Raw genomic sequence first — 23,462 nt, 5'->3', positions numbered from 1 at the left:
AAGATAGACACTCTCTGAGGAGAATTAATTATGCCTTTAATCTCAATGAAGCCAATGTTGCAAGATGCGAAGCGAGACGGTTATGGCGTCGCAGCCTTCAACATTATTGATTACAACAGCGCACGCTCTGTGATCAGCGCGGCTCAGGATCTGAACTCGCCAGTCATTGTCCAGCTTTCCGTTAAAACCATCCGTTTATGGGGATACGACGCCATTGCCTCGTGGGTAAAAAGCCTAGCACAAAACGTGGATGTGCCAGTGGCGTTGCACTTGGATCACTGTGCTGATTTAGACGTGATTCAGCGCTGTATTGATGCCGGTTGGACGTCGGTTATGTTTGATGGCTCTGATATGCCTTTTGAAGAAAACTTATCCATGACGTTGAAAGCTTACGCGTTGGCGACTCAGGCCAACGTAGCACTAGAAGCGGAGTTAGGCGCTATTGGTGGCGTGGAAGACGACAAAGTCGTTTCCCTAGAAAGCGCGATGCTGGCGGATTTTCAGGAGTGTTTGCAATTCTGCACCGAAATGCCTGAATTAGCGGCGTTTGCACCAGCGATTGGCACGGCCCATGGACAGTATAAAGGTGAGCCCGTCATTGCTTACGATCTTCTCGAGAAGATCACAGAAAACATCGATACCCCAATTGCATTACATGGCGGCACAGGCTTAGCCGATGCACAGTTTGAACGCTGTATTCGATCTGGCTGCGCCAAAGTCAATATTTCTACCATGCACAAGCATCAGTTCATCGAAGGTTTTGTCACTTTTGCGTTGCAAAAGCCAGGAGTCAAAGAGCCAATTCCTTACATCGAGTCACAGTTCTTAATGCTGAAAGATGGGGTGGAGTCGATGATTTCAAAATTTGGTTCTCAGCAAAGGGCAGGTTCATGGACGCACTGATTTTTGATTGCGACGGGGTTTTAGTCGATACCGAATGCGATGGGCACCGAGTGGCGTTTAATCAGGCATTCCAAGAGAAAGGTTTACTGGATTACTGGTCGAAAAGCCAATACGAAGATCTGCTCGGTGTTGCAGGTGGTAAAGAGCGCATGTCGCATTACTTCAATGCCGTCGGTTGGCCGGAAGTCTCCATTAGCCGAGATGAATTCATAAAGAACTTACATCAGTTAAAAACCGCGATCTTTATGGCGCTGATTGAATCAGGAGAACTTGCGCCTAGACCCGGGGTTAAGACGTTGATAACAGAAGCGTATGAGCGAGGTATACCGTTAGCTGTGTGTTCCACATCGAATGAGAAAGCCGTCAAAACGGTAGTGAAAAATTGCGTTGGAGAAGAGATCGCCAAAAGCATACGAGTTTTCGCCGGAGATGTGGTTTCCGCTAAAAAACCCGACCCTGCCGTTTATAGGCTTGCCGCTGAAAAAATGCAGCTTTCTCCTAAGCGATGTTTGGTGGTCGAAGACAGCAATATCGGTATGCGAGCAGCGTTAGGCGCTGGGATGAATTGCTTAGTGACAAAATCCTACTACACCGAAAATGAAGATTTTAGTGGTGCAAACCGAGTCGTTAGCGACCTATCCGAGGTGGATTTAAATCTTTGTTATCAGCTAGTCGGTGATGAATGAAAAGAGATCGCTAGGTAGATAACGAATCTGATTGCGACTTGTTTGTACACCCAACGAGGGCACAAACAAGTCACATGGGTTTGTCCGAGTATGTGCAGGATCGGAATCAACACTATAGGACGTAGTGGTACTTGAATAAGGTACTTTAATTAAGGAATTGAACATGAAAAAGCGCATCAACAAAGGTGTCAGCGAATCTGACACTCCAAAAACAGAACCAGTCACACATGAATCCTTTACACACGAATCCATTACACATGGAGCCAGTGATGATCTCTCCCCGATAGGGCTGTCTCGCCGAAGAATGATGCAATTGAGCATGGGAACGGCAGTGGCTGTAGCGACTATGGGACCAGCAACATTCAGACCTGCCATGGCTGCGTCGGGCAAGAAATTAAAATTTGCGGCTGCACTAGGCTGGACAGCCTTTGATTCAGGCGCAGCATTACACCAAGGATATAAAGATGCCGTTGAACAACTTGGTGGAGAACTCACGATTACCGATGCAGGCTTCGATCCGAAGAAGCAGACTGAGAACATCGACGCCTTCATTACCAGTAAACCGGATGCATTGTTTATCACTCCTGCTGATGCAGCGGCGATAGCTCCTGCGGTTCAACGTGCACTCGATGCAGGAATCCCAGTTTTTGCAGGGGATAGCCAAGTGCCAGGGGTTGCCGTTCACAGCACCGCGATGTCGAGTAACTACTCCATGGGTTGGTTTACTGCGGAATGGCTTGCAGAGCAGTTGGGTGGTAAGGGCAAAATTGCCATTGTGACGTTACCGCAAAATGAAAGTTGGGATCAGCGCACATTGGGTATGGAGTGGGCATTGCGCCAGTACCCCGGAATTGAAGTGGTCGCCAAATGGGCGTTTAACTTTAACGCCAGTACGACACCTCGCCAAGCCGTCGATAACATGCTGACAGCACGAGACGATCTGGATGCCATCTGGTGCGCTTGGGACGGTGCGGCGATCGAAGGTGCCCTTGCTGTTCGAGCTGCAGGGCGTAAAAACATCTTCCTTACCGGTATTGATGGCGGTCCTCAATCCTTCGGATACATCAGTGGTGGCTCTGCTTTCAAGATGAGCTGTGCTCAAAGCTTCTATGAAATGGCCTTTTCTAATGTGTTTTATGCTCACGAATACGCTGCGGGTAGAAACATACCTCGTCTAGTGATCACACCTTGCTACAAAGCGACGGAAGATACTTTGCAAGGGCTAGGAGAAAAAGCTGCCGACTATGACAGACCGGGTCGAGCAAAAGAGTTGGGCTGGGTACGAGTCGTTTAACTGGAGAGTAATATGAACAGCAACGTTATTTCGATGTCAGGGATAGACAAGAAATTCGGTTCTGTCACCGCCCTTGATAATGTGGATTTTGAACTCAGGAAGGGTGAAATCCACGCACTCCTTGGAATGAATGGGGCGGGGAAGTCCACGCTAATCAAGATCTTGTCTGGTATTTACCAGAAAGACTCAGGGCAGATTGAAATTGACGGGCAAGAAGCGGATCTTGGCACCCCGAGTGCATCGTTGCAGCAGGGCATAGTTTCTGTGCAGCAGCACCCCGAAATGATCGATGATTTTACAGGGTATGAAAACATCTTTTTGGGAAGGGAAAACAACAGCTTTGGTCTTTTCTCTTTTTTCAATAGTAGCGTTCTAAAGCGCAGAGCCGATGCATTGCTGGAAAAACTACCCATTCCGGTCAATCTGGATAAAACCATTGCTGAAATGAATCCGGTGGAAAAGGAAGCCACCGCGATTTTGCATTCAATGGTTAACGACAAAATCACCGCTCTTATTTTAGATGAACCGACCTCGACCTTGACAGAAAAAGAAAAGCAGCACTTGTTTGAGTTGATGTCGATCCTTAAATCCAGCGGTGTATCCATTATTTACATTACTCACCGCCTTGAAGAGGTGGAACAGATAGCGGATCGCTTCACTGTGTTTAGAAATGGCAAAAATGTAGGTTGCCATGATGTGACGCGAGAAGCGTTGTCTCCAGCAGCCATTGCCGAGCTAATCCTAGGGAAATCGGTCGAAAATTTGTTTCCACCAAAGTTGGAACAGGCTTGCGACGATGAAGTGTATTTAAAGGTGGATAACCTCTCTTTTGACTCATTTCAGAATGTCTCCTTTGATGTCAGGAAGGGTGAGATTTTAGGCATTTTTGGCTTGGTTGGTTCAGGCATTGACCATTTGTCTAAAGTGATATTCGGAGCAAGAGTCAAAGGTGGCGGCAGTATTCATGTTCGCGGTAAAGAGGTGACGTTCGAAACCACTCAAGACGCATTGAATCATAAGTTGTTTTTGCTTCCCGGTAACCGTTTGAAAGAAGGGTTAGTACTGGAAGAAAACGTGGTATTCAACATTTCACTGGCCAACCTTGATCGTGCCTCTTCGGGTATGGGCGTGCTCAATTCAGAACAAACTCATGAAGATAGCCTTGATTTGGTTAACCTAACTGAGCTTCATCCCGCGGAATTGGACGAAGCCGCAAGTAACTTTAGCGGCGGAAACCAGCAGAAAATTGTGATGTGCAAAGGCTTGTATGCTGAGGCCGAAATTTATGTGTTTGTCGAACCCACTATTGGTGTCGACATCGGTGCTAGAGCGACTATCTACCGTCTACTGAGAAAGCTTTCGCAAACAGCCGCGGTTGTCGTGATGTCTTCGGATTGTGATGAAGTACATGGCGTGTCGGATCGTATGTTCGCTTTATACAAAGGCGAGCAGGTATCGGAACCCGTGAGTGATATCAGTAGAGATGAGTTGTTGATTGCTGGCATATCAGGGGAGTACCGAGTATGACCAAGACTAATGCTAAGAAAGCCGCTTTTATTCGAGTTGGGCTGTATTTGATTATCGTCGCTTCCATTACATTGACGTTTTATCTGCTTGAACCTAGGTATGTCACTACGTCTAACATTACCGCTGTTTTACGCCATTTAGCGGCAACAGGCTTGGCTGCATTAGGGCTAACGTTTGTAGTGGTTTTGAAGAAGTTTGATCTCTCATTCCCTGGCGTCATCTCTTTTGTGGCGATGACAATAGGGTTTGGTATCGCAGCGGGTATTGACTTGTATTTGTCGATCTTAATCGGGCTCGTCGTTAGTGTCGCATTTGGGCTGATAAACGGTTATGCGGTCAGCTACCTCAAGTTACCCGATATCGTGACCACCATAGCGGTTGGGTCGATAGCCGGAGGCGCAGCTTTCTTATTCAGTGGTGGACCATCTTTATTCCGCAACTTCTTTACATCGGGTTTACTCGACATCAACGACGGGCGCTGGTTCGGAGTGAACTATTCCACTTATCTGCTGGTGGCGGTGTATGCGCTGTCTTGGTTCTATCTGCACCGTTCTCGCTTCGGTAATAGCTTGTACGCTGTCGGGTATAATGAAAAATCGGCATTTTACTCTGGAGTAAACGTACGTAAATACGTCTGCATTGCTTACGTGATCTGCTCCACTCTGATGCTGTTTTCTGCCTTATTGGTGATCGCTGAAACCGGCAAATCAGAACCCATAGCGGGTAATGGATTTTTAATGCCTGCCTTTGCCTCTGTATTTATTGGTATTGCGTTTTTTGGTAAAGCCTCAGTACTTGCCACTCTTGCAGGGACGGTATTGATTTCCATGGTTTTGAACGGGTTTACTCTGATCAATATTCCTTACTACTGGAGCGATGGCGCCACCAGTATGTTGATGCTAGTGGGCAGTATTCTATTTAGCCCCGACACCCGAGAAAGAGTGACAGGGTGGGTCAAGGCGAGAGTCCGTCTTGTTTCCCACGCTTAGATTTCGCAGAAATGAGGTTTTTGACCATGAGTAACAGTAACAGAGTAACCACTTGGCTGATGAAATATGGTGTGCTGGTGGGGCTGTTTATCCTTTTGTTTGGGTTTGCCTTTGTCAGGCCGAATATCCTTTTGCCACAGAACATCACCACCATTTTCGCAGCAGCCAGTATTTCATTCATTATGTTTTCGGGGGTGACATGGATTTTCTCCATTGGGGAAGTCGACGTTAGTTTCACCAACATTGCTGCGCTTTCCAATGTCGTAACGGCTTGGTCGGTTCAACAAGGTATGGGGTGGGGTACGGCCATTCTAGCGGGGCTAATGGTTGGTGTGGTGTTTGGTATTTTAAACGGTGTATTGGTTGGGTATTTGCGCTTGTCGTCATTGGTGACCACGATAGCGACGGGTGGGCTGACTCTCTCTATTGCGAAAGCCATTGGCGCAGGCGCATCTTTTAGGATTGACGATACAGGCTTCATGGGCGATTTGGTGAATGCGTCGTTTGGCATTTTCCCTGTCACCATGCTTTTGGCACTGCTTATCGCGTTTGTCTTATGGGTGTGTCAGGAAAAATTGCTTCTGGGACACTATATTTATGCACAGGAGTCCAATTATAAAGCCGTACACGAAGCGGGTATTCCGGTTAAAAAGCTGAATGTTTATCTCTTTCTTTTTGCTGGCGTCATGGCGGCGTTGTCGGGGTGTTTTATCGCGGCGAGCTTGTCTTCAGGGCAGCCTGGCATCGGTAATTCCTACTTCATTGACGGGTTGACCGCCATATTTCTGGGCAGCTTAGCGTTCAGGCAAGGGAAAGCCAATGTCTTAGGCACTCTGATTGGAGTCTTGATCCTCACGGTATTAACCAATGGAGCGGGTTTGTCTGGTTGGGCAAATTATGAAAGGGATATGGTGAAAGGGGGGCTGTTACTGCTTGGGGTGTTTGTGCTGATCCGCGGAGGACGCATTCACGCGCTAAAGCCTAAAGAGAAACAGCTTTACGAAGCCGATAAATCGGTGCTTTCGTCAAAATAAGACCAAGGTCAACAGACACTAGGGATGGTGAAAAATGCAAAATACGAGTCGATTCGACGGTCGAACGGCCATCATTACCGGAGCCGGGAATGGTATTGGTCGAGCGTGCGCACTCAAACTGGCGAAGGATGGCGTAAAGATCCTGATATGTGACATTAACAACAAAGGGCTCGAAGAAACTCAGACGCTTATTGAAGCCGAAGGTGGATGCTGCCACTTACAGGCATTCGATATCTGCAATGAAGATCAGGTGTCGGAATCGATTGGACGCTGGGTGTCGGAATTCACAGTGGACACGCTAATTAACTGCGCAGGGATAGTGCAGGAAAGCAGTTTTGTTGATATCTCGCTTTCCGAATGGGAGAAAGTATTTTCCGTTAACTTAACAGGGGTATTCCTGGTCACACGTGCTGTTATCCCGTCCATGTTGGAAAACAACTACGGAAAAATCGTCAACATCTCTTCTCAGTCTGGCATCTTCGGTAGACCTAGGCGCGTGGCGTACAGTGCGTCTAAGTTCGGTTTGAATGGATTAACACAGGCGTTGGCGCTGGAATTGGCTCCGCACAATATCAACGTAAATGCCATCTGCCCCAGTCGAATCGAATCGAAAATGACCGAGGAAATACTCGAGTCTCGGGTTGAAAGCACCGGTGAAGATTACGCCTCGGTTCGTGCAAAGTACGAGAAAAGCGTACCCATTGGACGGTTAGGAACTCCAGAGGATGTCGCCTCTTTAACGGCTTATCTTATCAGTGACGAGTCGTCCTACATTACAGGGCAGTTCATTTCATCGTCGGGTGGTCGCTAAGTGATCTTTAACCAAGAGATAGGTTTAAGCTAGGGACAGGTTTTAACAAGAAATGGGCAGACGTTATCTTTTTGAAGGAATAAATAGATATGAGCGCAGACAACAATGCAGAACCTTTGGTTATGGGGATTGATGCTGGGACGGGTGGTTTAAGAATTGGCGTATTCAATGCTAAAGGTGAATGCCGATACCTGCGAAATCAAGATTACGCCACTTGCTTCCCCAAGCCAGGGTGGGCAGAGCAGAGCCCAGAAGATTGGTGGAGTGCGTTAGTAAACTCTGTTCAAACACTGTTTTCAGAATCTGACATTAAACCCGAGCAAATCCGTGCTATTGCTGTGGATGGAACCGCGAGTACCGTGGTATGCGTGGACGATAATGGTGAATCCATAGGACCTGCTATTTTATGGATGGATGCCCGTGCCAGCGATCAGGCTGAGAATATCTTTCGCACTGGACATCCCATTTTAGAGCGATCAAGTGCTGGGGTCAGTTCTGAGATGATGTTGCCCAAGTTATTGTGGCTGAAAGAGAATGATCCAGAGCGTTTCGAGCAGTCCCGCTATTTTATGGAAGAAGTGGATTATCTGACGATGAAACTCAGTGGTGTTCCTGCGTTGAGTATCAATCACATTACGCATCGATGGTTTTACAACCCTCGTACAGGAGGTTGGCCGCATGACTTTTATCAACATATTGGGCTCGGCAATATTGTTGAAAAATTTCCAGAACGTGTGCTGCCAATGGGAGAGTCGGTCGGTAAAATTTCGAACGATGTCGCGGAGTTAACAGGGTTATCGCCCGATACCTTGATAGCCATGGGCGGCTGTGACGCTTACGTAGGAATGTTAGGGCTCAATGCCGTAAGAAAGAATCAAGCCGCGTTGATCACAGGATCTTCCCATGTATTTTTGCCTGTATCAGACAGCACGACACCGATTAAAGGGGTGTTTGGACCTCATCCAGATTGTGTGATCCCCGGTTTAACGGTGTATGAAGGGGGACAGGTTTCGAGTGGTTCGATCATTAAATGGTACAACGACAACTTCATTCATGAAGCGATGTTCGACAACCCCGGGTTACCGGAAAAAAACATAGATAAGTTAGAGAAACTGACTCAAGAAGCCAAACAGATCTCGATTGGGTCTGAAGGGGTAATTGTATTGGATTACTGGCAGGGAAACCGAACGCCGCATACCGACTATAAAGTTCAAGGTGCCATTTGGGGGCTGACGTTGAAACACAGTAAGGCCCATGTGTATCGAGCGATTTGTGAATCTATTGCCTACGCGACAGAAAGTATGCTGACTCGGCTTCGGAAAAACGGTGTCCACATCAATGCCATGTATTTTGGGGGGGGATTCTCTAAAAGCGAATTCAGTTTGCAGCTTCATGCCGATGTTAGCAACGTCGATATTTATGTTCCTGAGTTTACGGAAGCAACCGTGCTTGGGTGTGCAATCTGCGCGGCTAAAACTGCTGGGTTTTACGGCGATTTGGTCACCGCTTCCGACAATATGGTCACCATCACCAAGGTCATTAAGCCTAACCCGAAATCTCACCAAGATTATCAATTCTATTTTGATTTGTACGAAAAAACGTACGACGCGATGATGCCTCTCATGCACGAGATGGCGGAGCAACCGGATTCTGAAAGTACGTAGAACCCGAACGATACCCAATTGAAACAGGTCAACAGACCTTAATTATTCTATCTACGCGAGGCATACATGAAAGCGCTAGTAAAAACTCAGTCAGGCGTTGGGCACCTGAGGTTATCTGACATCCAAAAACCCGATCCTCTCGCCAATGAAGTATTGGTAAAAGTCAAAGCAGCAGGAATATGTGGAACCGATCTTCACATCAAAAAAGATACCTTTATTAATTTTCCACCTGTGACTTTAGGGCATGAGTTTTCTGGGGAAATAGTCTCTGTTGGAGAGTCGGTAACGGGCTTTCAGGTAGGCGAACGTATTGTTTCCCAACCCCATAAAGGCGGCTGTGGTCATTGTCGATATTGCAAAAATGGACAGGTCGAGATCTGCCCAGAGAAAAAAGCCATTGGTTACAAAATTGATGGCTGTTTTTCTGACTATATATGTATGCCCGCGGCGTCGCTACACCGCATACCCGACTCGTTATCTTTTGAAGAAGCCGCGTTAGCCGAGCCACTTGCTGTCGGCGTGAAAGCTGTGTTAGAGCGCTCCAAAGTTGAACCCAACGATGTCGTGGTGGTGCTTGGTTGTGGTGCGATAGGGCTGCTTGCAGCTGCCGCAGCTAAAGCCAGTGGAGCAAAAAAAGTTTTGGTAACAGGCATGGACAGTGATCTTGATGTCCGGCTAAGGATTGCTAAAGAGATGGGTATGGACGATGCGGTGAGCGTTCAGCAGGTGGATATCAAAGAGAAGATAGCGGATTGGACGAATGGATTAGGTGCCGACTTAGTGGTGGAAGCCAGCGGGGCTCCTGCTGCTATTAGCCAAGCATTTGAATTAGTGCGCCGAGATGGTCGAATTTGCGCCATTGGATTAACGGGAAAAGAGTCGGTGCCTGTTCCTTGGAACCTTGCGATGCATAACTCCGTTACTTTATCGTGCAGTTACAGCACCAGTTGGACCAGCTGGGAGACCGCGATTTCGTTACTGGATTCAAAGCGCGTCAATGTCGCGCCTTTGATGTCAGGAACGTATTCACTCCACGAGTATGAAGATGCGTTTCGACAGCTTGAAAACCTCCAAGCCGTAAAAAACTTATTCGTTTTCTGAGAATATGAGAGGGTAGCATGAACAAAAATGAAAGATTGCTCATTGGTGTAGACTGCAGTACCAGTGCAACCAAGGTAATTGTGTTTTCTATGTCGGGGAGAATTGTTGCTCAGAGTGCTCATAGCTACCCTCTTATTATGGAAAAACCGGGTTGGGTAGAGCAGAAAGCTGAAGATTGGTGGAATGCGTTTATTGCAGGGTGTCAGGACGTGATGTGTCACCCAGATGTAGATGCGAGGAAAATTTCTGGCATCGGTATTACTCATCAACGGTTCACTTTTGTTCCCGTTGATTCAGATATGAAACCGCTTCGAAATGCCATTTTGTGGAACGACATTCGATGCAGTGAAGAGGCAGAATTTGCTGGAAGAGAAATTGGTGCACAACTGATATTCAGTAAAACAGGGTATGCGCCAGGGCAATGGACTTTGTACAAAGCTTTGTGGTTAAAGCGCCACGAACCGGGCTTGTATTCACGAACGTTTAAACTGATGCTGGTGCAAGATTACTTGGTTTACCAACTTACTCGCCAATTGGTTACCCTTAGCGGTGCGGCAACCATGACAGGTGCCCTCGATATCGAAACACCGACTCAATGGGCGAGCGAAATTATTGGTGCTCTAGGTGTAAGAAAAGACATATGGATTGATACGATATTACCCGGTTGTAGCTCTGCGGGAGCCGTCACGAAAGAAGCTAGCCAGATAACAGGGCTGCCTGAAGGGATTCCCGTTGTGGTGACGGCCGGGGATCAACCATGTGGCATTCTTGGTGCGGGTGTTACGGAACCGGGTGAGATTGGTATCAACGGTGGTACATCTTGCACCAATGAAATGCTGGTGAAAAGTTTGCCCTCCCGAGATCGGCAAGATTACATTATTGAACTCAGCCCTTCTGGTAACTATGTGATGGAAAATTACATCTCAAGCGGTGGCTCGGCACTGATGAAGTGGTATAGAAATAATTTTTGTTTGAGTGGTAATAACGAAGAAGTGTGCCCTGATTGGAGTGATGTTTATCGATATGCGGAGCGAAGCCCCGTCGGGAATAGTGGCATGATGATTGTGCCGTATTTTCAGGGAGCAAACGGACCTTATTGGGATTTAAATGCACGTGGGATGGCGTTCGGGCTTCACACTGAACATGGTCAACCACAGATGGTTCGCGGAATCATGGAAGGGCTGGCTTATGAGTCGAGACGGCAAGGTGAGCTGATGGAAGTGGGCGCGAAAACGGTAATAGAACAGATTAAAATGTACGGAGGCTCTGCGCGAAGTGATGTATGGAATCAGATTTTCGCTGATGTGTTTAACAAGCCCGTACTCGTTCCTAATACCTCAGAAACCACCGCCTTGGGTGCAGCGATTTGTGCCGCTGTCGGTTGTGGTGAATACAACGATTGCAAGTCAGCTGCAGAAAACATGGTGTCGGTAAAATGCTGCTTCAATCCGATTTCAAAGAATGTTGATATCTACAATGAGTATTATCAGAAAGTGTACTTACACCTTCACGACGCCGTGAAAACCTTATCTAAAACCAATGCTCAAATTACCTCGAATCTCGTTTGAAAGCCCAACAAAAGGCTGCGGCAGCAGATATAGCCTTACCCCTGCATTTTGAGCTGGTTTGGGTATAAACTAAACGAAGAATCTCAGCACAATGTAGTCAGTCCATGTCTTCACTCTTTGATACCCATTGCCATTTCGACTTTGATGTTTTTTCTGATATTGATGCAGAACTTGCATTAGCCAAACAATCTGATGTAGAGCGAATCTTGATTCCTGCTGTTGGCTTGGTTAACTGGGATAAAGTGAACGAGCTTGCTTCTAGCCACCAAGAAATTTACTTCGCATTAGGGCTTCACCCTTATTTCATCGACCAACATCTGGATACGCATTTGGAACAGCTGGACGACAGGCTCCAAGATCGCAGTGACAAATGTGTTGCCGTTGGTGAGTGTGGGTTGGACTTTTATTCCGGTAGCGATACCCAAGCGAAACAAGAAGCGCTCCTTCAGGGGCAGATTGAATTGGCAAAGCGACACCAGCTTCCACTGATTCTTCATCAAAGAAAGTCCCATCAATCGATGGTATCGATGCTCAGAAAGTCACGATTTGATGGTGGGGGAGTGATTCATGGTTTCAGTGGTAGCTTTCAACAAGCCAAAGATTGGATTGATCTCGGGTTTGCTATTGGTGTTGGTGGGACAATTACTTACCCAAGAGCTCAAAAAACACGCAATACGATCACCAAATTACCCCTCGATTCCTTGGTGCTAGAAACCGATGCACCTGATATGCCTATGAATGGATATCAAGGAAAGCCAAATCACCCTAAGTACTTACCTCTAGTCTTGGAATGTCTTGCGGAGCTCAAAAAAAGAACAAAGCAAACGATTGCGCCACAGCTGTGGATTAAAAGCAATTTAGTGTTCGGAATTTGTGAATAAATCGCCATCTTCACTGAAAGTTCCGCAAGCATACGATTGCTTTGTGTGATTGTTGTCACAATTTATAATGATACAAGAGTGAATAAGGCACGAATTTGTGACTATGCCATTACTTTATTTATAGCGGGGTGCTTATAATGCCCACGCTTCATATAAGCGCCAATTTGTAACACGCCAATAAATAACTAATAAGGAAGTCATAAACTATGAGCCTGTTTATGAGCCTCGTCGGTATCGTTGTACTGCTAGGAATTGCAGTACTGTTATCCGGCAACCGCAAAGCAATTAATTTCAGAACAGTGGGTGGCGCTTTTGCTATCCAATTCGCACTCGGTGCTTTTGTTCTATACATCCCTTGGGGTCGTGATCTTCTGGCTGCATTCTCTGCAGGTGTTCAGAATGTGATCGACTACGGTAAAGACGGAACAGGTTTCCTGTTCGGTAGCTTAGTTAACTTCTCTGTTGACGGTATTGGCTTCATCTTTGCTTTCCAAGTTCTACCAACACTAATCTTCTTCTCTGCACTTATCTCCGTTCTTTATTACGTAGGTATCATGCAGTGGGTAATCAAGATTCTTGGTGGTGCTCTTCAAAAAGCATTGGGCACATCTCGTGCAGAATCCATGTCGGCAGCAGCTAACATTTTTGTAGGTCAAACAGAAGCACCTCTAGTGGTTCGTCCATTCGTACCTAAAATGACTCAATCTGAGTTGTTCGCGGTAATGTGTGGTGGTCTAGCATCTGTAGCAGGTGGTGTACTAGCAGGTTACGCATCAATGGGTGTACCTCTAGAGTACCTTGTTGCCGCGTCCTTCATGGCAGCACCTGGTGGTCTTCTGTTCGCTAAAATCATCATGCCTGAAACTGAAAAGGCAAAAGATGACCTTGATTCTGATATCGATGGTGGCGACGACAAACCAGCTAACGTAATTGATGCAGCAGCAGGCGGTGCCTCTGTTGGTCTTCAGCTAGCACTAAACGTTGGTGCAATGCTATTGGCATTCATCGGTCTTATCGCTCTAGTGAACGGCGTTCTTGGTGGCGTTGGTGGCTGGTTCGGTATGCCTGAACTGACTCTAGAACTTGTTCTTGGTTGGGTATTCGCTCCTCTTGCATTCGTTATTGGTGTGCCTTGGGAAGAAGCAACACTCGCTGGTTCATTCATCGGCCAGAAGATTGTTGTAAACGAATTCGTTGCTTACTTGAACTTCACACCATACATCGGTGAAGGTGCGAAAGTTGTAGCGGAAACAGGTCTGCCAATGTCTGAGAAGACGACAGCAATCATCGCATTTGCATTGTGTGGTTTCGCGAATCTTTCATCTATCGCGATTCTACTTGGTGGTCTAGGTAGCCTTGCACCTTCACGTCGTCACGACATCGCTCGTATGGGTGTGAAAGCGGTTATTGCAGGTACGCTATCTAACCTAATGGCAGCGACCATCGCTGGTCTATTCTTATCTTTCTAAGTGTAAAGAGAAAGATTATATAGACGCCACGAAAACCAACCCCGTAGCAAGAAATTGCTACGGGGTTTTTTTGTTTTAAATGGACTGAATTTTTTGAGATACAAACCGTTTGCGTCACATGGAATGCTATTGTTTTGAACAAATAGAGCGTATTGTATAGATCGTGAAAAGGTCAGACCTTTGCAGGAAGCAAAGAGACCAGAATTTGTGAAAAACGTTAGCCACGACTTAGGCATAAAAACTTAACGTTGTGCCATAGACCTTATGGGTACTGTGCGGTGACAGGGATAGCAATTGAACTCGACATCTCGCTTTCTAGTAATGCGAAAATGAATGAGTTTAAGTCTTCAGGGAACCAAGTCCGTTCATGTTGTGATGAGTTACCAAACTCACTTACTAATTGAATAAACTGATCGGAGATAGAAATGAGCGATTTAAAAGCAGCAGCTCTACGTGCACTTAAACTGATGGATTTGACTACGCTGAACGATGATGACACTGATGCGAAGGTTGTTTCGCTATGTCATAACGCAAAATCAGCAGTCGGCAACACGGCCGCCATCTGTATTTACCCTCGCTTTATTCCTATTGCTAAGAAGACACTGCGCGAGCAAGGTACACCAGACGTTCGCATCGCGACCGTTACCAACTTCCCACACGGCAACGACGACATCGAAATTGCGGTTGCTGAAACCAAAGCAGCCGTCGCCTATGGTGCTGATGAAGTTGACGTTGTTTTTCCATACCGCGCACTCATCGCAGGTAATGAGAAAGTCGGCTTCGAACTGGTTAAACAGTGCAAAGAAGCGTGTGGTGATATCCTTCTTAAAGTGATCATTGAAACAGGTGAACTTAAAGAAGAAGCATTGATCAAGAAGGCGTCTCAAATTTGTATTGAAGCGGGCGCTGACTTCATCAAAACCTCTACGGGTAAAGTACCTGTCAATGCCACTCCTGAATACGCGCGCATGATGCTGGAAGTGATCCGCGACATGGGCGTAGCAGAAACCGTTGGCTTTAAACCAGCAGGTGGTGTTCGTACTGCGGAAGACGCAGCAGCATACCTAGCAATGGCAGATGAGATCCTAGGTGATAATTGGGTAGATGCTCGTCACTACCGCTTTGGTGCATCAAGCCTGCTAACCAATCTACTGAATACATTAGAAGTAACAGACAAAACGGCTGATCCAGCTGCGTATTAATATTTGAAGCTTCAGCGTTGCTGACTGCGTAAGTTCATCCTAATCACATAGGAAATCTATGCTCATACGGATGAACTTACTTGTCGCCTAGCTGCAACTCCAACTATTTAGAGTATAAAAAAAGATCTGTTTGATTGTGGGCGATGTTCTCTCGCCCATATTCTGCCTCTATTCCCTACAAAGCCGGACCAATAGAGTCCGGTAGGAACTGACAATGTATTTACCTCAAGAAATTATCCGTAAAAAACGTGACGGCGAAGTGCTGTCTGCGGAAGAAATTCAATTCTTTATCCAAGGTGTTGCGAAAGGTGAGGTGTCTGAAGGGCAAATTGCTGCGTTCGCGATGGCCATTTTCTTTAATGAAATGAGCATGCCCGAACGAATTGCACTGACTTGTGCGATGCGAGATTCCGGCATGGTGATTAACTGGGATCACATGAACTTTGGTGGCCCGATCGTCGATAAGCACTCCACTGGTGGTGTAGGTGATGTGACGTCTCTCATGCTTGGTCCAATGGTGGCTGCGTGTGGCGGTTTTGTACCCATGATATCTGGTCGAGGTCTCGGTCATACTGGTGGCACACTGGATAAGCTGGAATCCATTCCGGGCTACAACATTACGCCAAACAACGATGTGTTTGGTGACGTAACCAAGGATGCGGGTGTGGCGATCATCGGTCAGACAGGCGATCTCGCGCCGGCCGATAAGCGTGTTTACGCTACCCGTGATATCACGGCAACGGTCGATAACATTTCCCTGATTACTGCTTCTATTCTGTCTAAGAAACTGGCTGCCGGTCTGGATTCACTCGTGATGGACGTGAAAGTGGGTTCCGGTGCGTTTATGCCGACTTATGAAGCGTCGGAAGAACTGGCGAAATCAATTGTTGCGGTTGCCAATGGTGCTGGTACTAAAACGACTGCCATCCTTACAGACATGAATCAGGTGCTTGCGTCTTCTGCAGGTAACGCAGTGGAAGTACGTGAAGCGGTGCAGTTCCTGACAGGTGAATACCGCAATCCACGTTTGCTAGAGATCACCTTAGCACTGTGTAGTGAAATGCTGGTACTAGGCAAGCTTGCAGAAGATACCGAAGATGCGCGCAAAAAGCTGATTGCAGTCCTAGATAATGGAAAAGCGGCTGAATGCTTTGGCAAGATGGTGGCTGGCTTAGGTGGCCCTGTCGACTTCGTAGAAAACTACGACAATTACCTCGAAAAAGCCGAGATAATCAAACCAGTTTATGCCAAAGAGAGCGGTATTGTTTCTTCGATGGACACCCGAGCGATCGGCATGGCAGTTGTGGCGATGGGCGGTGGTCGTCGCGTGGCAACCGACAGTATCGATTACGCGGTTGGCTTTGATCAATTCGTTCGCCTTGGTGAAGTTGCAAGCAGCGAGAAGCCACTGGCGATGATCCACGCACGGACTGAAGCGCAGTGGAATGAAGCGGCGGATGCATTGCACAGAGCCATCACAGTTGGTGGCGAATATCAAGAGACGCCAGATGTATATCGTCAGTTCCGTTCACAAGACGTATAGACAAATCTCTTTATGGAAAAAAGCCTTTCATGGATAACAAAATGAACCGTGCTTTCTTTCATTTTATTTACTCATAATAAGAGCGTAGGCAAAGGTGTTACCGAACGTAAATTGGGTTGATCTCATTAAGCGATAAACGGTATTTTGCCTGCATCGAACATTTATTACTTTTATAAGGACCACTTCAATGGCTACTCCTCATATTAATGCTGAAATGGGTGCATTCGCAGACGTTGTATTGATGCCTGGCGACCCGCTACGTGCCAAATACATCGCAGAAACATTTCTGGATGACGTTGTACAAGTCTGCGATGTTCGCAATATGTTTGGTTACACGGGGACTTACAAAGGTCGTAAGATCTCTGTTATGGGACACGGTATGGGTATCCCTTCGTGCTCAATTTATGCAACAGAATTAATCAAAGATTTCGGTGTTAAGAAAATCATTCGTGTAGGCAGCTGTGGTGCAGTAAACGAAGACATTAAAGTGCGTGATGTGGTAATTGGCATGGGCGCTAGCACGGATTCAAAAGTAAACCGTATTCGTTTTAAAGGGCATGACTTCGCAGCAATTGCGGATTACCAGATGGTAAAAAATGCTGAAGAAGCAGCGAAAGCTCGTGGTATCGATGTGAAAGTCGGCAACTTGTTTTCGGCAGAGCTATTCTACACGCCTGATCCAGACATGTTCGACGTGATGGATAAATATGGAATCGTTGGTGTAGAAATGGAAGCAGCGGGCATCTACGGTGTATGTGCGGAATACGGTGCAAAAGCGCTGACGATCTGTACTGTGTCTGACCACATAAAAACGGGTGAGCAAACCACTTCAGAAGAACGTGCAACGACGTTTAACGAGATGATTGAGATTGCGCTAGATTCTGTTTTGCTTGGCGATAAGTAAGCCAAGAATTTATGAATTAAAAAGCCCCGCTAAGTTGGTTTAGCGGGGCTTTTTTTGTTATTGGAACTCGCCAATATGTTCCGACTAAGATGCGACATTCTTGAGCAGTAAATTTTCACCTTTTTGGCGGCTACGACGCTGGCGTCGGAACAAAATCGCAATCAATATGCCGCTGGCAAAACTCATCAAAATCATTAAGTACATAAGGCGGTCACTGTTGCGATAGTGGTGATCCGATATCGCGGTCACACGACCTTTTTCAAAGGTAATGCGCATAAAGCCAATCATGGCACCATCGTTGTAAATCGGTTCAACCAACTGCTGACGCCCAATGGCTGCGGTGCCTAATGGGGTATCTAGCCCTAACACTTCACGCACGGGTTTCGCTTCGTGACTGGCGGCCAGCTTAACGCCTTCCGCATCATAGATTGTTGCATCGAGCACAAGACGATCTTTAGACAGTTGCTGAGTCAGCTTAAGCAGGTTTTCCTGATCTTGATTTACCAGCATATCACTGGCAGACAGCGCTGCTTGGGTGACCAAAACATTGGTCAGCGTTTCAAGCTGTCGAGCCTGAATCGCTTCGTTCCCCTTACTGATAACCACGCTGTTTTGCACCATGGAAAAAACCAGCAAAGCGAGCACGATCATCGCGATAATGCGTAAGAAGGCGCGGAATGAAAATAGGGAACTGCTCATATAAAGGTTCGCCACTCGTTAAGATTTAAATTGATCATAAACTTGCGTTTCCAAATTGCAATAGGTTAAGTTTACGTTCACTACAGGATTAAACTGTCATGGACGCAATGAAAACTCTGCCAATTAAGAAACACATCACACTACTTAAACGTCTTCCAGAAACACGATTTGCCTCTCGCATCGATTTACAACGCGCGAACTGGATCATTTTTGCTGATTACCTTTCCCCTAACCATTTTGACGACATTGATTTTTATACCGGAACCTACAATGCCGTAGTGGCAACATGGAAAGTCGGCAAATACGAAGTGGCGTTGATGACGGGCGAACTGACCAGTGAGCATGAAACCATTTTGCAAGCGCTATCCCTCGATTACGCCAATTTGCATGATGTTCCGGATCTCAGCAAGCCAGGGTTGGTCGTGATGGATATGGACTCCACTGCTATTCAAATCGAATGCATTGATGAGATCGCTAAGTTAGCAGGTGTGGGTGAGCAAGTCTCCGAAGTAACAGAGCGCGCAATGCAAGGTGAGCTGGACTTTGAAGAAAGCTTGAGACAACGCGTCGGCGTGTTGAAAGATGCCGATGAAAGCATTCTAGAAGCGGTGAGAAGCGATTTGCCAATGATGCCAGATTTACGTGAGTTCGTTGCTAGCTTGCAAGCGTTTGGCTGGAAAACGGCAATAGCGTCTGGCGGCTTCACGTATTTTTCCGATTACCTAAAAGAGACGCTCAACCTAGACCATGCTCAATCCAATACGTTGGAAATTGTGGGTGGTAAACTGACAGGGCAAGTGCTGGGCGATGTGGTATCGGCTCAGACTAAAGCAGAAATCCTCAGTGAGCTTGCTGAACAGTACGACATTGAAACCCACAATACTATTGCCGTTGGTGATGGTGCCAACGACTTAGTCATGATGAATGCTGCGGGCTTAGGTGTGGCGTATCACGCTAAACCTAAGGTGGAGCAACAGGCGCAAACTGCCGTCCGTTTCAGTGGATTGGGTGGAGTGCTTTGTATTTTAAGTGCAGGGCTGGTGAAACAACAGAAAGTGGCGTGGTAGCAATAAACCTACTTGGTGACACCCCTGCTTTAATTTAAAAACACGCGACATTCAAAATCAAAAAGCGGGCAATGTAAGCCCGCTTTTTGTTTTCAGGAATATTTCTATCTGTTCTCATAAGTAATTAACTATCGGGTCCCATAAAATAACTATCTGTTCCCATAAAATAACTATCGGTTCCCATAAAACGAAGTTAGGTCAGTTCTAGCCTTATCAGAACTTCTTCCGTAATATCACTGAATTCACCGTACCCAACGAGGCTGGTAAATTCTTTCTCTAACGCTCTAGCATGGTGAATAGTCGCTTTGGCCAAGCTGCTCAACTCCTCATTGAGTAAGTTGGTTAGTGAATCGAAAATGGGCATGCCAGAGATACGAATAACATAAAACTGACCGATAGATTTGGCTTTCTTTACAAATCGCATGCGTTCTTTTATCGATTCAAAATCACTGATTAAGCGAGTGTGGATTTCTTCGATCTGCTTGCCATTTTGAGTGACTGCTATATACAACTCATGAAACGCTGGCTCTGCTCCTTCAATAGGGCGCATAGGTGTTGCTAGCAACGTATTTGTTCGGTTCTTAAAGATAGGTTCGAGTGAGAGTTTGCCACCATGCCCTAAAGACTGGAAAATTTTAGCGAGACCATCCATTGGGAAATTCACACCAATGGCTCTTGGTTGCAATATCCGGTCTTTCTTTTCAATGTAGAAAGGAACGGACACCATTCTTCCTAGTAATAAATGATGCATGGTGCTCAGCAGCTCTGAAGAGGGGATGGGTTCATTGTCTTCTTCAAGCTTACCCTGATTATGGGTAATCAAACGTTTTAAGAAATTTAGGCTGCGTGTACTTTGAGGGTTTTCAATGATCGATAGGTGGACATTTTTACAATCTGGGCTGAGCTTGATCACCTTGTACGGCACTTCTGACAACGGCACTCCACTGTCGTAGCGTTGAAGCTCAATATAGTTCACATTGATTTCGTCGCCGGCTTTGGCCTGCATAGGCGTTGCCAGTTGAATGTTCAACCCTCTACTGGAAAAGTCGATGGTTTTCCCTTTTAACGGTTCTGCACTTTCCAATTGGGCTTCGACGGGGGAATCAAATACAAACCTTGGCTCTGTACGACGAGAACTGGAATCAAAGTATATGCCTTGTGGCGAACCCACTATCTGACGAGTATGGCGGAATCGATTGAGCTCTGAGCTTGGTATGCTGGGCTTTTCTGTTAACAAATAGTCGTGGCTGGTTTGCGCGTCGCTCACTTCTTGTAAAATGCCAGTGTGTGTCAGAGTTTTGATGGTTTCTGACATTTCTGGTGCCACTTCCAATAAGTGCGAGATCTCGTCTTTAGATAACTCAAACATATGCAGTCGGAATACACGCCAGCTATCACGTCTAGCGCCTACATGCCAAAAGAGCTGTCTTTGTTCACGGGAAGCTTCAGGAAGCATCATACTGTAAAACAACGTTTTATCTTGATGTTCGTGAGTAAATGAATAGATAAAGTTACTACTGGTCTTCATTCCCGGTGGGGTAAGAGGGGCCATGCGTTCACGATTAAATAGAGTGCCTAGAGTCTGCTGGTTGCGCTCGTCATGCCAATATGTCCAAAGCCCCTGGTTAGCATCCGTTAGCAGTGAATACCGGAGTTCGGTGCCCGAGAAAAATAATGGAAGGTTACTGGTGTGTTTTAGATAGCTGTGTTCGTACCCTCGAGAACGCGCGCGAAGAATGTGGTCTTGGTTGTCGTGTTTGGCTCTTTTAGAGTTGTTTTTTAGCATCAGCTCTATTGCATGAGAAATCGCATCGGTTTCGGTGAGTTTCATCAAACGAAGCCATTTTACGCTGTTGTTTTCAAAGCAATTGTCTACACCGAGAATTCGATATTCGAGCGCCTCTTCTAATTCGGGGTTATTGGTTTCTTTCGCAAGCTGTACGAAGCGTGCCCCTATGACTTCACCGAGTTTGTAGTCGAATGCACTTGGTACTTTGAATTTTGCACCAGAACACGACAAATCAACACTGACGCCGTGGATCTCTTGACCTGACTTTAATTTGATATCAACTTGACTTGCCATGCGTAAGCGGTTTTCTTGACGACGTAAATCGTAGCCTAATCGGATAGGTTCTGCTTCGTATGGGCTGTCTGGGTCGGTGATACTGTAGGTCATGTTCGGGCGATTTTTACTCATCACCCTAAAGTTATTACGAGTGTTGACCAACGCTTCCCACACGCCTTCGGTATAGCCACCAAAGCGCTTCACTTTTTTGTGATAGGCATTAATCGCTACGTCGTCGAGCCAATGGGTTAGCTCCTCCAGTTTGTATTCCCGACATTCCCCTTGTACTCGTCCTCTCAAATCTATGGTCTTGGTACATGGCGCCATCACGCGCTTCATTTCCATTTTGACCAAAATTTTGACCGACGGATGCTCCCCTTCTGTCATTTGTGACAATACAAGGTCGAAATCATCCGAACGGTATACGGGTATGAGGCGCTCAACGAGCGAGAGTATTTCAGCTTGTTCCATTATTTCTGTTAAAGTACCTGTCCTAACTGGGTTATCGACGACGTAATCGTTATCTTTAAAATAATTATACTCTTATGATCAGAGATATGACCCCAATGTTAAATTTTTATTGTAAATAATTGAGGGACGGCAAGTTCTATGGCGAAAGCAAAACGTGCATATGTTTGTAATGATTGTGGTGCAGATTTCCCCCGCTGGCAAGGGCAGTGCAACGCTTGTGGGGCTTGGAACACCATATCTGAAATTCGTCTTGCCGCTTCGCCAACTGTAGCCCGTAATGAAAGACTTTCAGGGTATGCCGGCTCTGGAACAGAATCCAAAGTACAAAAACTTTCGGAAATTGATCTTCAAGAAGTGCCTCGCTTTTCTAGTGGGTTCAAAGAATTAGATAGAGTACTTGGTGGTGGGATTGTACCGGGGGCGGCTATTCTGATTGGTGGTAACCCTGGAGCCGGTAAATCAACACTTCTTTTACAAACCATGTGTTTGCTCTCAAGCCAAATGCCCTCGCTTTATGTGACAGGTGAAGAGTCTTTACAACAGGTAGCAATGCGAGCATCGCGATTAGGCTTGCCTAAAGACAGCCTCAGCATGTTGTCTGAAACCAATGTTGATAAAATTTGCCAAATTGCGGAAAAAGAACAACCTCGCATTATGGTGATCGACTCCATTCAGGTGATGCATGTAGCAGATGTGCAATCGTCACCTGGCAGTGTGGCACAAGTTCGTGAGTCAGCTACCGCTTTGACACGCTATGCAAAACAGAACAATGTGGCAGTTTTTATTGTTGGTCATGTGACGAAAGATGGCACGTTGGCGGGGCCAAAAGTGTTGGAACATATTATTGACTGTTCGGTCTTGTTAGATGGTGGTACAGACACTCGTTTCCGTACTATGCGCAGCCACAAAAACCGTTTTGGTGCGGTGAATGAGCTGGGTGTGTTCGCTATGACAGGGCAAGGACTAAAAGAAGTCAGTAACCCTTCTGCCATTTTCTTGTCCCGTGGCGAAGAGGAAACCTCTGGCAGTTCGGTCATGGTGGTGTGGGAAGGAACGCGTCCGCTTTTAGTTGAAATTCAAGCGTTGGTGGATTATTCGCAGCTGGCTAATCCTCGCCGGGTGGCGGTGGGCTTGGAACAAAATCGCTTGTCTTTGTTGCTGGCGGTTTTGCATAAACACGGCGGTTTGCAAATGGCTGACCAAGACGTGTTCGTTAACGTAGTGGGTGGGGTTAAGGTGACTGAAACCAGTGCCGACCTTGCGTTAGTGTTGGCGTTATTATCGAGCTTTAGAGACCGACCATTGCCGAAAGATGTCGTGGTGTTTGGTGAGGTTGGGTTAGCGGGTGAAATCCGCCCAGTACCAAGTGGACAAGAACGATTGATGGAAGCCTTCAAACACGGGTTCACCAAAGCCGTTGTACCCGCTGCCAATATGCCAAAAGGCGGAATTAAAGGCATGCAAATCCACGGTGTTAAGAAACTGTCAGAAGCGATTGAAGCCTTTGATGAGTTGTAATGCTTTATACCCAAGTATCTCGAGATAACCTGGGTATAATTATTTAATGAAAGCCACCTCGCGGTG

General features: G+C 46.4%; 19 protein-coding genes. 17 read left to right on the top strand and 2 right to left on the bottom strand.

The features are described from left to right. The first annotated feature begins 30 nt into the window (after nucleotides 1–30). The 15 genes from Q8W40_RS11430 (at nucleotide 31) to deoD (ending at nucleotide 17,576) form a co-directional block, all read left to right on the top strand. Nucleotides 31–903 carry a class II fructose-bisphosphate aldolase gene (locus Q8W40_RS11430; RefSeq protein WP_126609208.1) on the top strand — a complete coding sequence of 291 codons (873 nt, stop codon included), beginning with the start codon at nucleotides 31–33 and terminating at the stop codon, nucleotides 901–903. Beyond that, complete coding sequence (locus tag Q8W40_RS11425; RefSeq protein ID WP_305397265.1) at nucleotides 891–1,589, top strand: HAD-IA family hydrolase; 699 nt, start codon at nucleotides 891–893, stop codon at nucleotides 1,587–1,589. Before Q8W40_RS11430 ends, Q8W40_RS11425 begins: the two co-directional genes overlap by 13 nt. Before the next feature lie 163 nt (nucleotides 1,590–1,752). Then, nucleotides 1,753–2,883 (top strand): sugar ABC transporter substrate-binding protein, encoded by a 1,131-nt coding sequence (locus Q8W40_RS11420; protein ID WP_126609210.1) that lies wholly within the window; start codon nucleotides 1,753–1,755, stop codon nucleotides 2,881–2,883. Nucleotides 2,884–2,895: 12 nt separating this feature from the next. After that, the gene (locus Q8W40_RS11415) at nucleotides 2,896–4,410 is read left to right on the top strand and encodes a sugar ABC transporter ATP-binding protein (protein WP_305397264.1); all 1,515 of its coding nucleotides are present in this window, start codon (nucleotides 2,896–2,898) and stop codon (nucleotides 4,408–4,410) included. Next, the gene (locus tag Q8W40_RS11410) at nucleotides 4,407–5,399 is read left to right on the top strand and encodes an ABC transporter permease (RefSeq protein WP_305397263.1); all 993 of its coding nucleotides are present in this window, start codon (nucleotides 4,407–4,409) and stop codon (nucleotides 5,397–5,399) included. Before Q8W40_RS11415 ends, Q8W40_RS11410 begins: the two co-directional genes overlap by 4 nt. Before the next feature lie 26 nt (nucleotides 5,400–5,425). Further along, a complete protein-coding gene (locus Q8W40_RS11405; protein WP_305397262.1) occupies nucleotides 5,426–6,433 on the top strand; it encodes an ABC transporter permease in 1,008 nt (335 codons plus the stop codon). 34 nt (nucleotides 6,434–6,467) lie between these two features. Continuing rightward, complete coding sequence (locus Q8W40_RS11400; protein ID WP_305397261.1) at nucleotides 6,468–7,244, top strand: SDR family NAD(P)-dependent oxidoreductase; 777 nt, start codon at nucleotides 6,468–6,470, stop codon at nucleotides 7,242–7,244. Between the two features lie 89 nt (nucleotides 7,245–7,333). Then, a complete protein-coding gene (locus tag Q8W40_RS11395; RefSeq protein WP_305397260.1) occupies nucleotides 7,334–8,908 on the top strand; it encodes an FGGY-family carbohydrate kinase in 1,575 nt (524 codons plus the stop codon). A gap of 66 nt (nucleotides 8,909–8,974) precedes the next feature. After that, nucleotides 8,975–10,009 carry a zinc-dependent alcohol dehydrogenase gene (locus tag Q8W40_RS11390; RefSeq protein ID WP_305397259.1) on the top strand — a complete coding sequence of 345 codons (1,035 nt, stop codon included), beginning with the start codon at nucleotides 8,975–8,977 and terminating at the stop codon, nucleotides 10,007–10,009. 17 nt (nucleotides 10,010–10,026) lie between these two features. Next, on the top strand, nucleotides 10,027–11,577 hold the full coding sequence (locus Q8W40_RS11385) for a xylulokinase (RefSeq protein WP_305397258.1): 1,551 nt from the start codon (nucleotides 10,027–10,029) through the stop codon (nucleotides 11,575–11,577). Nucleotides 11,578–11,681: 104 nt separating this feature from the next. Further along, nucleotides 11,682–12,458: a TatD family hydrolase gene (locus Q8W40_RS11380; RefSeq protein WP_305397257.1), complete on the top strand. Its 777-nt coding sequence runs from the start codon at nucleotides 11,682–11,684 to the stop codon at nucleotides 12,456–12,458. 206 nt (nucleotides 12,459–12,664) lie between these two features. Next, nucleotides 12,665–13,927 carry a NupC/NupG family nucleoside CNT transporter gene (locus tag Q8W40_RS11375; RefSeq protein ID WP_101113207.1) on the top strand — a complete coding sequence of 421 codons (1,263 nt, stop codon included), beginning with the start codon at nucleotides 12,665–12,667 and terminating at the stop codon, nucleotides 13,925–13,927. Nucleotides 13,928–14,352: 425 nt separating this feature from the next. Continuing rightward, on the top strand, nucleotides 14,353–15,129 hold the full coding sequence (deoC, locus tag Q8W40_RS11370) for a deoxyribose-phosphate aldolase (RefSeq protein WP_305397256.1): 777 nt from the start codon (nucleotides 14,353–14,355) through the stop codon (nucleotides 15,127–15,129). A 214-nt stretch (nucleotides 15,130–15,343) separates the two neighbouring features. Then, nucleotides 15,344–16,672 (top strand): thymidine phosphorylase, encoded by a 1,329-nt coding sequence (gene deoA, locus Q8W40_RS11365; RefSeq protein WP_305397255.1) that lies wholly within the window; start codon nucleotides 15,344–15,346, stop codon nucleotides 16,670–16,672. 187 nt (nucleotides 16,673–16,859) lie between these two features. Then, nucleotides 16,860–17,576 carry a purine-nucleoside phosphorylase gene (gene deoD / locus Q8W40_RS11360; RefSeq protein WP_101113204.1) on the top strand — a complete coding sequence of 239 codons (717 nt, stop codon included), beginning with the start codon at nucleotides 16,860–16,862 and terminating at the stop codon, nucleotides 17,574–17,576. A gap of 84 nt (nucleotides 17,577–17,660) precedes the next feature. On the opposite strand, the gene Q8W40_RS11355 is transcribed toward deoD, so the two are convergent. Continuing rightward, nucleotides 17,661–18,275, bottom strand: a complete 615-nt coding sequence (locus Q8W40_RS11355) for a YtjB family periplasmic protein (RefSeq protein ID WP_305397254.1) — start codon at nucleotides 18,273–18,275, stop codon at nucleotides 17,661–17,663. Nucleotides 18,276–18,373: 98 nt separating this feature from the next. On the opposite strand from Q8W40_RS11355, the gene serB reads away from it, so the two are divergent. Continuing rightward, nucleotides 18,374–19,342, top strand: a complete 969-nt coding sequence (gene serB, locus Q8W40_RS11350; protein ID WP_305397253.1) for a phosphoserine phosphatase — start codon at nucleotides 18,374–18,376, stop codon at nucleotides 19,340–19,342. A gap of 193 nt (nucleotides 19,343–19,535) precedes the next feature. Here serB and Q8W40_RS11345 read toward each other — a convergent pair whose 3' ends face one another. Beyond that, a complete protein-coding gene (locus tag Q8W40_RS11345) occupies nucleotides 19,536–21,878 on the bottom strand; it encodes a PilZ domain-containing protein (RefSeq protein WP_305397251.1) in 2,343 nt (780 codons plus the stop codon). Nucleotides 21,879–22,016: 138 nt separating this feature from the next. On the opposite strand from Q8W40_RS11345, the gene radA reads away from it, so the two are divergent. Next, nucleotides 22,017–23,396, top strand: a complete 1,380-nt coding sequence (gene radA / locus Q8W40_RS11340) for a DNA repair protein RadA (RefSeq protein ID WP_305397250.1) — start codon at nucleotides 22,017–22,019, stop codon at nucleotides 23,394–23,396. Nucleotides 23,397–23,462: the final 66 nt, after the last annotated feature.

The organism is Vibrio penaeicida, assembly GCF_030689305.1.
GTDB classification, from domain to species: domain Bacteria; phylum Pseudomonadota; class Gammaproteobacteria; order Enterobacterales; family Vibrionaceae; genus Vibrio; species Vibrio penaeicida_B.
This window is presented reverse-complemented; position numbering and strand designations above follow the sequence as displayed.